The sequence below is a fragment of the Moorena sp. genome (assembly GCF_982860115.1).
This window is the reverse complement of the sequence record NZ_CEYLVT010000186.1, coordinates 1-15,239: the sequence shown is the minus strand read 5'-3', so window position 1 is coordinate 15,239 and position 15,239 is coordinate 1. Positions and strand designations below refer to the sequence as shown.

Sequence of the window (15,239 nt, the reverse complement as noted above, 5' to 3'; positions counted from 1 at the left end):
TCTAAATTCTAAATTCTAAATTCTAAATTCTAAATTCTAAATTCTAAATTCTACACTTCCCCATCTCCCCATCTCCCCATCTCCCCACTCTATCCAAAAATGTCCTGATGGAGTAGCAGAGATTCTGTATAGGGGTCTAAAACCTCTGAAGCAGAAAATTCAGCCAATCCTATGACGTTAATCAGTAAATTGGGGTTTAAGCCACAAAAGAAAGCTCATTTAATTGCACCAGTAACCATTAAATCATCTGATATATCGATAGTTATACCCGTCAGGAATAATCAGAAAGGAATTGACTTATTTTTGTCAGAATTTTTCAAAACCCAGAACCTAGAAAGCTATCCCAAAGAAATCATTATTGTTGATAATGAATCAAAGCCAGAGATTACTATCCCTAAACAGTTTCAAGTTGCTCCCCTTTCAATAAGAGTGATAAAATGCTCAAAACTTGGACCGGCATCTGCCAGAAATATGGGAATCAACTCTGCTAAAGGAGATTGGATTTTATTTACCGATAGTGACTGCATTCCTTCAGAATCCTTAATCACAGGCTATCTTAATGCCATGAATGGCTCCATCGGATATGCAGGTAATGTTAAAGCCTGGAGCAATGATGTATTGTCAAACTATTATGAAACTCAAGAAATACTTGTTCCCTTAAAAGTTATTGAAGATGGCCAGATGATCAGACCGGAATATTTAATTACAGCCAATGCCTTAGTGTGGAAAAAAGCCCTTGAAAAAATCGGTGGGTTTAACGAAATTATTAAAATCGCTGCCGGTGAAGATATAGATTTAGGGTTTAGGTTATTAGAAATTGGCAACTTATCCTATAGTTGCCAATCAATTGTCTATCATGATTTCACTCACGGCATTATCGGATTTATTAAAAGATTTATCAGATATGGAAAAGGCAACAAACTCGTCAGTCAGCTATATTCCATTGACTTAACTCCTAAAGCTTTTATTCCAAATAAACCCGGTTTTATCAATCAACTCTTGTCAAGATTACAATATGTGTGTCTTATAGTAGGATATAGAAATATAGCAAAGGGAGTAGGGAGTAGGGAGTAGGGAGTAGGGAGCGGTGCGACCCGTGGCGAATTTAATTCTTAATGCGGAAAACGCACCATTACGGTATTGGGGGTTTCCCCCATGAGCGACTGCATCAAGAACACTATCCGAAAACTACTTTTGCAAGAGGTCTAATCAGCTACACAGGATTTTTTCCCTATTGCCTATTGCCTATTGCCTATTGCCTATTGCCTATTGCCTATTGCCTGTTCCCTGTTCCCTGTTCCCTGTTCCCCATCTCCCCATCTCCCCATCTCCCTATCTCCCCAAAAATGTCCTGGTGGAATACCCAAGATTGTGTATAGGAGTTATAGTGCAGCTACCCGGAAGTCTGAAGTCTGAAGTCTGAAGTCTGAAATTCTTTAATATCAAGGATTTCCACTGTAGGACGCGGGTTTGTTATTTCTGCCCCCCCTGCATGCACTAGTCAGTTGGCAGAACTCTAATCCAGACAATTGAGGTAATCCTATGACTTTCATCAATAAACTTCATTCAACGCCACAGAATTACTCCGATTTTACTGTACCCTTAAACATTCAAGCATCTGATATATCAATCGTTATTCCCGTTAGGAATAATCAAGAAGGACTGGATTTATTTTTAACTGAGTTTTTTAACAACCAGAATCCCCACATCTATCCAAAAGAAATAATTATTGTTGATAATAACTCCAGGCGACCAATTACTATCGATCAACACTTCCAAGGTAATAATCTTTCGATCAGATTACTGAAATGCTCAAAAAATGATTTAGCCTCTGCCAGAAATGTAGGCATCAACTATGCCAAAGGAGATTGGATTTTATTTACCGATAGCCACTGTCTTCCCTCTGAATCATTTATCGAAGGCTATCTTAATACTAAAAATGGCTCAATAGGCTATGCAGGTAATGTTAAAGCATGGGGCAAGGATTTATTATCAAAATTTTATGACGGTCAAGAAAGATTCATTCCCTTAACCATGATTGAAGAGTGCCAGATCAGTAGACCAGAATCATTAATTACAGCCAATGCCCTGATTTGGAAAAAAGCACTTCAACAAATCGGTGGATTTAAACAAACCATTAGAATTCCCGAAGGAGCCGATCTAGATTTAGCATTTCGATTATTCCAACTTGGTCAAGTATCCTATTGTTGGCAATCCACTGTCTATCCTAATCACAATAAAGAAATCCCCGAATTTATCCAGCGATTTATCAACGATCAAAACAGTAAACTAATGGTGAGTAATCTCTATCATATTTAAATGACGGGAATCGGGAATCGGGAATCGGGAATCGGGAACAGGCAAAAACTATAATAAACTTCCCATCTCCCCATCTCCCCATCTCCCCATCTCCCCATCTCCCCACACTCCCTATCTCCCCATCTCCCCACACTCCCTATCTCCCCATCTCCCCACACTCCCCATCTCCCAAACTCCCCATCTCCCCACCCTCCCCTAATCTGAAGACTGTAATCGGGCAACCTATTTTTGTATAACGACGAATAGTTTTAGTAACAGGATAGCCCCTGACGGGTGACAAACAGCCTTAAAAGCTTTACGGGGTGTGGGGTGTGGGGTGATGGGTGTAGGGGAAGATCAGGAGCTGGCGGAGTTGCGACGGGACGGTTAAATCAGGTCTCGGACCGATTGTTATCCCACCGACTCACTCCAAATTCCCTGTCTTGATGCAATAGCGAGTGGTTTGAATTTACCGTAAGACAGTTGAGCCTTGTCTTGATGCAAAGCGCGAGTGGGGGAAACCCCCGCATGAAGGCGCAAATCACGCTAATCAATAAGTTTTACCCCTTTTCTGCATAGCCTACCAACCATAAAGGCTCAACTGTCTAAGGTTTGGTCTCCGGGGGAAACCACGGCAGTTGCTCATGGGGGAAACCCCCAAGACCGCACTGCCTCCCCTGTTCCGAAGCTGCATCGCTTTTATTTTCCCCACCCCCTACCCCCCACACCCCACACCCTGTTTAGTTTAATGCCTTGTTGTCACCCCCTGAGCTACAGGCTGGTGTCAATTGCAACCGTGAACCGTTGGTTCCGTTCACGATCGAACACTACACACGAAGGAAATAATAGTTATGAACAACCAAAGTATCTTTGATAATTTCGTCAAATCCTATGAGGACAAAACCTACAAACACCCCACCCTGGTGCGACACAAAGGCACACTGATTGCCTTTGCCATGGACGATGAACGATGTATCTATTACACAGTTCTTGATCTCAGCGACAGTGATGAAGACAAAGGGCCAATAGATGTAGAGTACTGGTCAAAAAATCCCAGCCCACTGTATTTTGGCAACGAAATTAGTCAGGTGGGTTATGGCTTGGTGGGGGCTACCAGAATGCCCACAGTTAAGAAAGGAACGCGAATTGAAGACCAGCCACAAAATTTAAACATTGATGAAATTGATAACTTCCTCTCCACTACAGCAAGGCTAACGGCAGATGCGCCTTTCCAGGTGCTTTCCGATGGTCAGTATATCTATGTTTTCCGTCAGTCTATTGCTGGTAGTCACCAAGATATAGTCTATAAACTCACCAGACTCCAAGGCGGTGGTTCCTCTGGGGATACTACTAGACCAGACTCCGATTTTGTGCTTTCGGGTGGTAACAGAATACCGATAGTCAACAATACTCTGTTGTTAGACCGCTTTATCCTTTTGGGCACTCAATTGCAGTCCAAGATGGAAGTGCGTTATAAACGCAGCCGCAACAAAACCCTAGCAGCTAATGCCAAGGATAGTCTGGGGGCTAAAGATATGGAAGGCAATCCTTTCTATGAGCCTACCCAAGAGCTAGACTTTGTGCGCCAGCTTCAGGAGGGACGTTTTCAAGTCCTGTTATTACCGACTCAAGTCGCTAATATTCAACGCTGGCAAATCTTTACTTATAACAGTGCTACTAGCAAGATTGACTCTTTTAATATTGAGCGGGCTGCTGATGGCTTGTTTAATACTAAAGGCACTATCTATTACACCAGTCCCGAACCTGAATATCAATATTCCGTTTACGAACGTCGTGCCGGAGTAGACCCATTTACCAATGAGGAATTAGTGCCAATTATCAGTACTGAGGGTGCAGCAGAATCGGCACTTAGTTTTGATGGTACTGATGATTATGTGGATTTAGGGAATCCGTCGGAATTACAGATTACAGGCAGTCAGACGATTGAAATGTGGGTCAAACCCATGTCTTTGGTTAGTAGGCAAAGTCTTTTCTGTAAAGCCTATAACGGTGAAGGAGCCATTACCCTGGAAGTGGATGGCAAACTTTCCTATTACTACGGTACTGGTGGTGATAATCCCAGTGATATTAATATCAATCCCGATACCTTTGAGGGAATTTTAAGTAGCTTTGGACTATTCCGGGATGAGTGGTCTCATCTTGCTATTGTCAGAGACTTTGAAAGCAGGAAACTAACCTGGTACATCGATGGTACAGCAGCAGGTGAGGAGATTCTTACTCAGACTGCTGCTACCGCAGGTACGGAAAACGTCTTCCTTGGCAAAGGTTATGCGGGATATTTTAACGGTTCTATTGATGAAGTCCGTGTCTGGAATCGCGCCCGTAGTGCTGATGAAATCAAGGAAGATCGACATCATCGCTTAGTAGGAAGGGAACCAGGATTAGTTGGTTATTGGCGGTTTGATGAAAATACTAGTAGTACAGTTTACGACCAGACCGATTCTGCTAACAATGGTACAATTTCTGGTGCAACTTGGGAAAAATCAGATGCCCTGATTGGGAATCACCCAGGTATGAGTCGCGATAGTTTTTCTTTTGCTGGGCGCACGATTGAGTCAGGATTAACGGCGGTGCAGTATTTCCAGCAAGAAGATGCCCAAGTGGGTAATGGGGAAGAAAGCAAGCCGATTAAAACTAATGCCCGCGTTATGTTGGCAGTGGCTACAGGTGGCTTAGATGCAGATGGAAGTGCAACCACTGACAAGTATATTGCGGCAATAGATTGGGCAGTTTCCCGTGAAGGAAAGCTGGCACAAGTACCAGATAACCTACCTTTGAGTTGGCTAAATCGAACGGATATTGACGGTGGTTCTATCGAGAATTCTTTTACTGAAGTTGCGAATTTGGAAAAGGAAGTTAGTCAACTCCAACAAAGTATTCAAACACTTCAGCTAGAGATTGTTTCCCCGGAGCAAATAGTGCAGGAAATAGAGCAATTGCAGGGGCAGATAAATCAAAAGTCTCAGCAAAAAAACAGCGAAGAAAGCACAAGACAGCGCTATCAAGAGATGCTCGATGGTACGAGGTCATTCCCGCCTCGTACGAGTAGGTTCGTTGCTGAGAAAAAAGTGAATGACGCAACTGCTGAGATCAACAGGTTGACTAATGAGATCAATGAGTTGAATAGCCAAATCATTCAATTGGAAGCTGACAAAGATTCGTACGATAGCAAAATGGAGCAACTCACTCAAGAAGAAGGCGACCTGAGCACCAAGCAAGCAGAACTTGAAGACAAAAAAGAAAAATTATACGGTCAAGTATCATTGCCAATGGCTCTGTTACATACCGACTCTGATGGCTTGACTGCTTCCGGGGCATTACTAGGCTTTGTCCATACTAGTGACACCCCACAGCTATTTGACAGTGCTACGGGTAAATTAGCTCTTTATTTCCAAGGAACCAACACGCAGTTCTTTACTGCTTACTACGACACCAAAACAGCCCGCGCTCAACAACTCATTGATATAGGCGGGAAAAAAGTTCGCTTTCTTGCCCGTTCAGTTGGCGAAGAGTCAAACTCTGCCACCATTACTATTAGTGCTGGCAATAGTAATGATACCTGTCAAGTCACCATTGCCAATCCTCAAACAGGAATTAGCGAAACCTGGAAGCAGGTGCCGCGAGATCCCCGTATGTTTAGCAAAGTGCTGAATGGACAGGCAAAGCCTCTCTATTTAGGACAAGTAGGCGAAACATCCGGCACAGTAACGGCAATAACCTTGGTGGAAGCAACTAATCGGAGGCTACAAGCAGGTGAGATTCTGAAAATTGGTGATAATAAAGTTACTACAAGTGCAGAAGTTCTAGTTAACGCTACTAACATTCCTATCAACAGCGCATATATAGATGTAGAAGAAGACACTCCAGTTTATTTGGTTCTATACGATTACGCTGCCAATGCTTCTGTCACTTCGTCGGCACTGCAGTTGGATGGGCAAAATGATTATGTGGAATTGCCACCAAAGAGTGTACCTTCCGGTAACGAAATTACGATCAGTTTATGGGCTTACGGTGGGAGTACTCAACCTAAGAATAGTTCTGTGATTGAGGCAGAAGACGCGAATAATGATCGAATCTTAAATATCCACTTGCCTTGGAGTAGTGAGAACATTGTCTTTGATTGCGGCAACGACGGTAGCAGTTATGACCGAATAACAAAAGCGGCTAGTGCAAGTGACTACAAGGGTAAATGGTCTCACTGGGCTTTTACTAAAAATGCTGTCGATGGAGAGATGAAAATTTACCTCAATGGTGATCTATGGTTGAATGAAATTAACAAAAACCACACCTTAACAACAGCGGCACAAGTCCGATTGGGAGACAGCCTCATCACCGGCAAGGATAGGAAATATGATGGAAAAATAGACGAAGTTCGCATCTGGAACTATGCTCGCAGCCAAGAAGAAATCAAAGCCGACAAGGATAAGAGACTCATTGGCAGCGAAGCTGGTTTAGTAGGTTACTGGCACTTTGAAGGAGGAATAGCCAAAGACTATAGTGGCAATGGCAATGATGGAACTATAAATGGTGATCCTCAAAATGTGCCATCCCCCCTCACCTTAATAAACAATAGTTATCTGCAACTAGAAAATGGTTCGCGGCAATTTCTTGTCTATTCCGAAGCAACCGCAGGCACAATTCCTGATGGGATAGTTACAAGTTTGGGCGATGTTCCTTCTTGTCGTTGGGTAGCTGATGCCCCTGGTTTGGCTTTAGACTTTGATGGACAAAATAAATATCTAGCTTTATCTCAGGCTAAATTAGCTCAGATGGATGCTGTTGCTAACCTAACTCTGGAGGCATGGGTTAAACCTACTGAAGTCAGCAATGTTACTCGGTTAATACATCATAAATCGGCAAATAGTCAATATACTCTGGGGCTACAAAAACAAGACTTGATGTCAGCACTACAGTTAGATGGGTCAAGTAACTATATCGACTGTGGAGATATATTACCAGATTCATATACCAAGGAAGCTTGGATTAGAAAAAGCTCTACAGCAGGATCAAATCCAAACATTATTTCTGGTGATACTAATCAGCATGCATTGTTCATGTCTAGTGGCAACCTGTCTTCTGGGCATAATGGGACCTGGGATATTGTTCAAGAATCCCAAGCCAGTGCCAATAATACTTGGATTCATGTAGCCGTTACTTACGATCATCAAGATCAGAGTATGTGTTTATATAAAGATGGGCAACTCATAGATGGCCCATCAACCGTGGCAGCAGCATCAGGTCATAAAGTTTACATTGGAAAGTACTCAACAGGTAACTACTTTAATGGTGCAATAGACGAAGTTCGCATCTGGAACTATGCTCGCAGCGAAGAAGAAATCGACGCCGACAAGGATCGAAGACTCAGTGGCAACGAACCTGGTTTAGTAGGTTACTGGCACTTTGAAGACTGCGAAGGAGGAATAGCCAAGGACTATAGTGGCAATGGCAATGATGGAACTATATATGGCAGTCCTAGTAATGTAGCTTCTGCCCTCAATGCCTACAAAGTTTTTGCTGGAGTTGGAGAGCGCTTCCTCAAAGCTAAGGATATTGTTCCCAGCGGTAATTGGAACCATTTTGCTCTGAGTTTCCACCAATCCTATGCCCTTAGCTTCGATGGTAACGACTATCTCGACTGCGGCAAAAACCGCATGCTGAATCTGTGTGAGGACTTGACCATAGAAACAGTGGTACGGGTAGTTGACAGCAACCGACGCACTATCCTCAGTAAAGGTCAAATGGGTTCTGGGGTAGAAAAAGAAAGTGTACCCTATGCTTTGCGAGTAGAAGGAGGTAAACTGATTTTCTCCTTTGAAGATAGTCAAGGTACGATTCATAACCTAGAGTCTCCCGCCAGCACAATTCAGACCAATACAGTCCACAAAATTGCCGTTACCCGTAAAAAAATTATCGAAACCACTGATAGTGGAGCAGATCCAACTGCATGGGGAACTGGAGATGTAGCCAATATTGACGCAAAGACTAGTAATTTCAGCACTGATGAAAATCAAAAAATTGATAAGGCGATGAAAGCTGATTATGTCGCCTCCAAAAAACGGGGTAAACGACTCAAGGAAGGCTTGACAAACCAGAATACTACAACTACCTCCCAGCAACCGACATTTATCAGTGGTCAAGGAACTGCTCAGTGGCTAGAACTAAAAATGTATATTGACAGTTTGCTGGTATGCAGTCGAGTAATTGAACCTGCTGTTAATGCCGATGGCAATAGTCAACCACTGGAAATTGGCAGGACAGGCAACAATTATTTTAAGGGTAAAATCGCAGAAGTAAAGCTTTGGAGTCGGGCACTGGAAAAAGGTGAAATCCACCAAAATCTTACAGGTCAGGAAGAAGGTTTAGTTGCCTGGTGGCAGTTGGAAGAAAACGAAGGCAACCTTGCCAATGATTTTAAAGGTGGCAACCATGCTCAAATCAAAGGTGCTAGTTGGTGTAAAAACCCAGATGTGGAAGCTTCCGAGTTGCTTGTTTATGGTAATGGCATTCCCCTAGGAACAGAATCAGTACCATCGTCTGATTCACTGGTTACCTGGGGAGATCAGCAATTTACCCTTGGTGCTTACAAAAATGGTAGTTACCAAGAATATTTCCAAGGCACTCTGGAAGAAGTACGAGTCTGGAAAGTAGTACGCACCCAAGAGCAGATTCTCGACAATATCTTTACCCGTCTCAAAGGAGAAAAGCAAGACCTACTAGCTAATTACACCTTTGATGAAATTAAAGATAATGAAGTCAAAGACAGTAGCTTGGCAGGAAACCATCTCCCTGTAGGGGCAGATGCCAACAAACCTGCATCTGTTTTTTCTGATGCTCCTATCAGCAGCGATACCCCACAAGTGCGTTCGGCCTTAGCAGGAATTAAAACTGTATTCAACGAACAGATAGGTAGTAGTCCTGCTGTCACCGAGTACGGGGATATGCAATATGACAGCCAACAGAATCTCACTGGAGTCTTCAAACGCTGCTACACCTACATTAAAAATGGTAAATGGCAGTTAATTACTGGTTACAAAGTAGGCAATTTGATTACCGAATGGGTAAGTCAGGTACAGTTTGACCCCCAGATTATTGGCTACATCGAAGGCGCACCACCAATACCCAGTGAAAACATGACCGTAGGACCCATAACGGCGGCAGACACTGACACTTACAAGCAAGCCAGCACGGTGGAACTAATTGAAGCAGAAGAAGTGACTTACAACTTCTCAAGTTCCAAAGAAAACGGTTTTGACTCTTCCTTTGAAGCAGCCATGTCCGCTGGCGTAGACTTAGATTTACGTACTTTGCTTGCTCCTCTTGGTTTTGGTATCTCTTTCAACGCCGAAGTAGAATTCAAGGTATCTGGTAGTGGCAAGTTTGAGTCCTCTGGTAGCTGGACTGAAGAAAAAAGCACCAGTAGTGGGCGAACTCTGACTAAAAATATGCGGGCCTCTATGAGTGGTTATTGGGAAGATGAAAGTAATCTCCTCAATCAACGCTTAGGGCGACGGTATGTTCCCAAGAATCAGGGATTTGCTCTGGTGCAATCAGAAACAGCAGATGTATTTGCCTTGCGCTTAGCTCATAACAAAGCCCTAATTTCCTATCGCTTCCAGCCTAACCCTGATATTCCCAAAGATTGGAATATTATTTCTTTCCCCATCAACCCCCGCTATACCAAACAGGGAACCCTCGACGGTAAAGTCGGTTATCAACCTGATGGCAGTGTTCAAACTGACCCCGATTATCCCCAGGCAACTCAGTACGGACAATATAGTTACTTCAAACCCATAGAAACCTATGCTCTAAAACGGCAAATTGACAGGGAAGCAGAGGAACTAAAAAATTATTACCAGAACTATAATGCCTCACCCCTATCCAATAGCATTCTCAAAGATGTCATGGGTACCAATGCTGGGCTTTTAGCCAGTGCTGCCGCCGCGATTCCTGGTGCCGGAATTGGTTTAGGTGCTGCTACCACCTTTGGCAGCCTTGCCGATGCCCTAACCAAAGATCAAAGCTTACCGGAAAAATTTGCCACTCGCAATATTGCCAATACCTATGTCTGGACAGCAGACGGGGGATTTTATTCGGAAACCACCGATACTATGGATGTCAGGCAAGAGTCTAGCAGCGGTTCCTATTCCTTTAACAGCAATTTTAGTGGCGGCATTTCCTTGAATGTATCTGCTGGTGGCTCTTTCGGATTTGATTTAAACGGCAGTATGGGTGGGAGTCTGAATATGACCCAATCTAAAAGCGCCGAAGCCTCCCAATCCTTCCGAGTTGAAGTTCAGGTTAATCCCCAGAACGACTTATACAAATATGAAATCCCCCTAGAGCAACAGGATTGGGATACGCCTAATGTAGATTTCTTGCTCCAGTATGACACCCAGGGGAATCCCATTAAAGTTCCTGGCAAGGTGGATGCCTATCGCTTTATGACCTTCTACCTAGAACCTAAGGCGGAAAACTTTGAAGATTTCTATAACAAGGTAGTAGATCCTATTTGGATTGAGCAAAGCGACGAACCCAATGCCCAAGCCTTACGGGAAGCCCAGCAAAGTAATAAAAAACCCGCCTGCTGGCGCATTATGCATCGAGTCACTTTTGTCAGCCGCGTGCTACAAGATTTTAATGATTCTGCTGCTTCCCAGTTAGCCAAAGACGCCAGGGCACTAAATATTGAAAGCAACTGGCAACTGGTTAAAACCCTAGAGCCTTTCGTGAAAAACAAGACAGAAAGTTTTGTCCAGCTTGCTGATGCAGTGCGGGATGCTTTGGCAGAATATTTACCAGAGTTGCAACCCCACTCACAAGAAATCATTCAATACATGGCGCAATACTACGGTTTACCTGAGGATGCCTAGTGCCGCTATGCGGAAGTCGGAAGTCAAAAGTCAAAAGCCAAAAAGTTGCTCTCATAGGCTTTTGGTTGATTGGGAGTAGTAGCTTTATTTCCGCCGTGTTGTACTAGTAACACTACGGGGAACTAAAAAATAGGGACATGGCATTGCTATGTCCTTATAAAAGTCCAAAGTGATTCTAATTTATTTAGGAGATTAGAAATTATGCCTCAAGTTAATAATGCCAATAATACAGCTATTTCTCTGGAAAAATTTATGGAAGAAATGACAGAGAAATATAGGCAGGATTTTATTGATAAAGTCCAAGAACACTCAGATGGAAGTATAGATAAAACTAAAGCTGAAGAGTATTTTAGGACATTTGTTAAAGCTTTATACAACAATCGAATCGAAGGCTTAGGGAAAGGTTACGGTAATTTCGACGAAGGCGGAGCAGAAGGGGAAAAAGGAAGACAAAATTTAGTTGATGCCTTCCACCATGAGACATCTGAGTTTATCCGAGCATTTGGACCAGTTGCTGCTAAGGGTTCAACTCTATTATGGAGTTCTTATGGAATTGGTCGATTTGCCGTTGATGACAAGGAAATTCTCAAAAGTGCTGGAGTTACCGATGAACATGCTCAACCCCTTGATGCAACAGAAGTTGGTAAACTTTGGGATCGACTGAAGATTACTACTCAATCCGATGAGCAAATTGGTTATATCTGGGACAGTCAATATAATGTCTGGAGTAGCGTGTCTAAGGAATTAGCTGCCAATGCTGAGGGTGAAGTCCATGTCTTTCTTCCGAAAAACATAGGCGCATCTACAGTTTTCTGGAACGTAGAATTACCTGAGATGCGTCAGCGGATGGAGGGATTTACAGATGATCCTAAAGTCACTAAAATAACCATCCATCGTCTCACAGATGATGCTCTGAAAAGGGTAAACGAGGCAGCAGATGATAATGCCAAGCGGCAAGTAATGCTCGACTCCAGTAGTTGGGAAAATCTGGATTTTTCAGAAGCTAGTTTAGAAGTACCGAACTTTTCCGATAAACAAAAGGAACTACTAAAGGATTCCAATCCCTTATTGTTTGCCAATATGGAAAACTACGTTAGTAGTAATAAAACTGCAGGCACAATCACGATTAGCAAGCTTACTCAGATTGCCCGACGCTGGAAAGATAAAGCTAGTACATCTTCTGGCATAGACATTGAGCTATACCGAACAATTGCGGACAAGTACGGTCACGTTGAATCAGTTCCCTTTGATATTGCCCAGAAGATAAGCAAAGGTGAAGCCACAGATAATGAGCTGAAACAATACGCTGACAAACTTGTGGTTGCTTTTCAAAACGATCTCAGTAACAAGCAACCACAAGATTATAACGACAGCGATATAGAAATCATTACTCATCTGCTCCATGAAAATTATACCCGTCTGCAAAAACCTTCGAGTTACGAAATGTCTACGAAGGTAATCTCCAAAACTGAAATTGAAAATCTGCTCAAAAAAACATCTGGAGACCCCGCACTGTCTGGCTTCAGTAACTTTAATCAGTATTCCCAAACCTTATCTGCAAAAGATGCGATCGAGCAGTTTGGACTAGATTACCAATACCAAGATGATTCGGGACAAACGGCAAAACCTTATCTGATGTCGGAAGGTGGAAAAGATAAAGCACTGCCCTTTCTCTACTATGTCACCACACCAATAACAGACGATATTAAAAATAATGCCAAAATACCTCTAGATCCGACAGTGAAACAGAAACTAGAGGCGATCGCCAACGATACCACCAGAGACGACAACGATGAACTCAAAAAAATGGCAAAAGAACTTACCACTGCTGGAGTTTATCATGAGCTGACTCCTAATACTGGTGATACTCAACCCAAATATGGCACCAGAACTGATGGCAAAAAATCCTATGCAGACATGCTACGGACAACTTATTCTACCTCTATTTCTGATCTATCAACAGGGGCAATGATTCGTGCCAAAGGACCTAACGGCGAGGACTTTAAAATCGCTGATTGGGACGGTTTAACCTGGACTGTATCTCCTCAAAGTTCAGCAGATTTACCAAATTGGCTCCAGAACCAGGGACGAACAGAAGACCGACTCGATGTCGATACTGAATTAAAAGTATGGAAGACGGAAGGTGACACCAGAATTACACCCCCAACTAATATTCCTGCACCAGTAAGAGCTTTTATGGAACATCACTTCCAAACTAGTTTGGCTGATGTCACCATCCAAGCAGTTAACACTACAGATAATGATGATTCAACCAGTACAGTGATTAAATTTAAGCCTGGAGAATATGACGATACAACTGAAGACGGGTTGAGGAAAATTGCTGACAAGTTGGGTAATACAGTGAACCTTAAAGTTTCCAGTAATGGCAATCAACTCGATGTTTCCAAAGCTATAACCCAAATCAATAATGAGTTACCTACTAAGTCTGTATGGATCAAGAATGAGTTGATCAAACTACGGAAACCAAGAACTAGCTTCGCCGATGTGGTGATCGCCGCTCAGAAATTCAAGTCTAAGTACAACACAGGTAAAACCCCAAGACGAGCCAGATCATGATCATGGGGTAAAGAAGAAATACCTGCAAAATTGAACAAGATGTAAACGTTTGTAATAAAGAGCAGATTAGACCAATAGAAACTTTGCCTAATGTGAGTTATTCTAGACAAAGTTTCTCCCCTTCATAGGCTTTGTTCCATGAATCGATGTCGGGTTGACACGGCTGGGCATCTTGGCGGGGGGGAATGGTTGCCTTGGCCTGCGGTTGCTCAGCTGAAAACTATTCCCAATGGAACCTCAATTCGATGTAAACAATTCGCAGGTTTTGAGGAGGATAATTGCTTATGTCCAACTAAGGTAACCATAAAATTCAAGCACTCAGCGAGTAACGAAACTTGATCGAAGAAAGCTGCTGGGATAATGCCCGCAAAAACGATAATTTGTTGTTGTGCAGGAAGAAATGATCCCCAGTCAACATTTGGATTACAAATGAACTATTGGTCTGCTGACGCCAAGCTTCTAGATTATCAATACTAATGGCATTATCCTGGAAACCTCCGAAAACCGAAATGGGATAGCTCAGAGGTTTATCCATGGTGTAAGTATAGGTCTCAAGCATGGTAAGGTCGGCTCGTAGACTGGGTAAAAACAGCTGCATCATCGCTTTATCCTTCCGAATCGATTCAGGGATAGCATTGTAACGACGAGACAGTTCTGCTACAAACACAGATTTAGGTAATTTGTGGATGTAGGGCTTCTTGATCGGGATTTGGGGAGCTGAACAAGCACAGGCAAACAGGTGAATTGGTTCAGGATTCTTGTCTGTGCGCAGTTGACGGGCAACTTCAAAGGCAAGTACAGCCCCCATACTGTGACCCAAGAAGGCAAAGGGCTTGTCCAGATAGGGTTTTAGGAGAGGTACAAAAGCCTCTAAAAGACGGGACAGCCGAGTATAGGGTGGCTCCATTAGTCGTCTACCCCGTCCCGGCAGTTGGATTGAGCAAACTTCTACATTAGATGGCAAGTCCTGTGACCATGTACTATAGGCTGATGCAGTACCACCAGCACAGGGGAAGCAGAACAGGCGCAGATTAGCCTTGGGATTCGGCTTAGGGCAAACGATCCAGGGGTTAGACGTTAGTGTAGATACCATGAAACTTCATCCTTAAGTAGAGAGATGGGGAGATAGGGAGATGGGGAGATGGGGAGATAGGGAGATGGGGAGATGGGGAGATCTCACAGGGGTAGGTTTTTAACTTTGACCTCAGGTGTGGGGTGTGGGTTGTGGGGTGTGGGGGATAAGAAAATATACTTAATTTGTCGTTGTCAGCCATGCAAAGCGCGAGTGGGGGAAACCCCCTTTGGCGGCGCTGCATCGCTCTTCAATCATCATTGTCAGCCATGCAAAGCGCGAGTGGGGGAAACCCCCTTTGGCGGCGCTGCCTCCTCAGTTCCCTTGCTGCATCGCTTGTCTGTACCCCCACACCCCACACCCCACCCCCTACACCCCACACCTGAGGTCAAAGTAAAAAA

The 15,239-nt window shown here is 43.4% G+C and carries 8 protein-coding genes; 6 read left to right on the top strand and 2 right to left on the bottom strand.

Annotated elements, in window-relative coordinates; all coding sequences use genetic code 11:
- The first annotated feature begins 171 nt into the window (after window positions 1-171).
- The 3 genes from AC4II3_RS24705 to AC4II3_RS24695 all read left to right on the top strand — a co-directional run bounded on the left by AC4II3_RS24705 (window position 172) and on the right by AC4II3_RS24695 (window position 2,319).
- Complete coding sequence (locus AC4II3_RS24705; protein WP_490722914.1) at window positions 172-1,074, top strand: glycosyltransferase family 2 protein; 903 nt, start codon at window positions 172-174, stop codon at window positions 1,072-1,074.
- Between the two features lie 41 nt (window positions 1,075-1,115).
- On the top strand, window positions 1,116-1,379 hold the full coding sequence (locus tag AC4II3_RS24700; protein WP_490722913.1) for a hypothetical protein: 264 nt from the start codon (window positions 1,116-1,118) through the stop codon (window positions 1,377-1,379).
- Between the two features lie 163 nt (window positions 1,380-1,542).
- On the top strand, window positions 1,543-2,319 hold the full coding sequence (locus tag AC4II3_RS24695; RefSeq protein WP_490722912.1) for a glycosyltransferase family 2 protein: 777 nt from the start codon (window positions 1,543-1,545) through the stop codon (window positions 2,317-2,319).
- Here AC4II3_RS24695 and AC4II3_RS24690 read toward each other — a convergent pair.
- Window positions 2,316-2,540 (bottom strand): hypothetical protein, encoded by a 225-nt coding sequence (locus tag AC4II3_RS24690; RefSeq protein ID WP_490722911.1) that lies wholly within the window; start codon window positions 2,538-2,540, stop codon window positions 2,316-2,318. The genes AC4II3_RS24695 and AC4II3_RS24690 overlap by 4 nt on opposite strands.
- A 609-nt stretch (window positions 2,541-3,149) precedes the next feature.
- Between AC4II3_RS24690 and AC4II3_RS24685 the strand changes: the two genes are divergently transcribed.
- Entirely contained in the window at window positions 3,150-11,189 is an 8,040-nt protein-coding gene (locus tag AC4II3_RS24685; protein ID WP_488013641.1) for a LamG-like jellyroll fold domain-containing protein, read from the top strand.
- Between the two features lie 201 nt (window positions 11,190-11,390).
- A complete protein-coding gene (locus AC4II3_RS24680) occupies window positions 11,391-13,766 on the top strand; it encodes a hypothetical protein (RefSeq protein WP_488013639.1) in 2,376 nt (791 codons plus the stop codon).
- Between the two features lie 310 nt (window positions 13,767-14,076).
- Here the strand turns inward: AC4II3_RS24680 and AC4II3_RS24675 are convergent, their stop codons facing one another.
- The gene (locus tag AC4II3_RS24675) at window positions 14,077-14,859 is read right to left on the bottom strand and encodes a thioesterase II family protein (RefSeq protein WP_488013637.1); all 783 of its coding nucleotides are present in this window, start codon (window positions 14,857-14,859) and stop codon (window positions 14,077-14,079) included.
- Window positions 14,860-14,931: 72 nt separating this feature from the next.
- Here AC4II3_RS24675 and AC4II3_RS24670 point away from each other — a divergent pair.
- Window positions 14,932-15,239, top strand: a 308-nt coding sequence (locus AC4II3_RS24670) for a hypothetical protein (RefSeq protein ID WP_488029641.1), incomplete at its 3' end; no start/stop codon positions are given.

Excerpts from the sequence above, each read along its gene's own strand:
- AC4II3_RS24685 (WP_488013641.1), top strand. The coding sequence starts at position 3,150 with ATGAACAACCAAAGTATCTTTGATAATTTCGTCAAATCCTATGAGGAC.
- AC4II3_RS24705 (WP_490722914.1), top strand. The coding sequence starts at position 172 with ATGACGTTAATCAGTAAATTGGGGTTTAAGCCACAAAAGAAAGCTCAT.
- AC4II3_RS24700 (WP_490722913.1), top strand. The coding sequence starts at position 1,116 with ATGCGGAAAACGCACCATTACGGTATTGGGGGTTTCCCCCATGAGCGA.
- AC4II3_RS24675 (WP_488013637.1), bottom strand. The coding sequence starts at position 14,859 with ATGGTATCTACACTAACGTCTAACCCCTGGATCGTTTGCCCTAAGCCG.
- AC4II3_RS24695 (WP_490722912.1), top strand. The coding sequence starts at position 1,543 with ATGACTTTCATCAATAAACTTCATTCAACGCCACAGAATTACTCCGAT.
- AC4II3_RS24680 (WP_488013639.1), top strand. The coding sequence starts at position 11,391 with ATGCCTCAAGTTAATAATGCCAATAATACAGCTATTTCTCTGGAAAAA.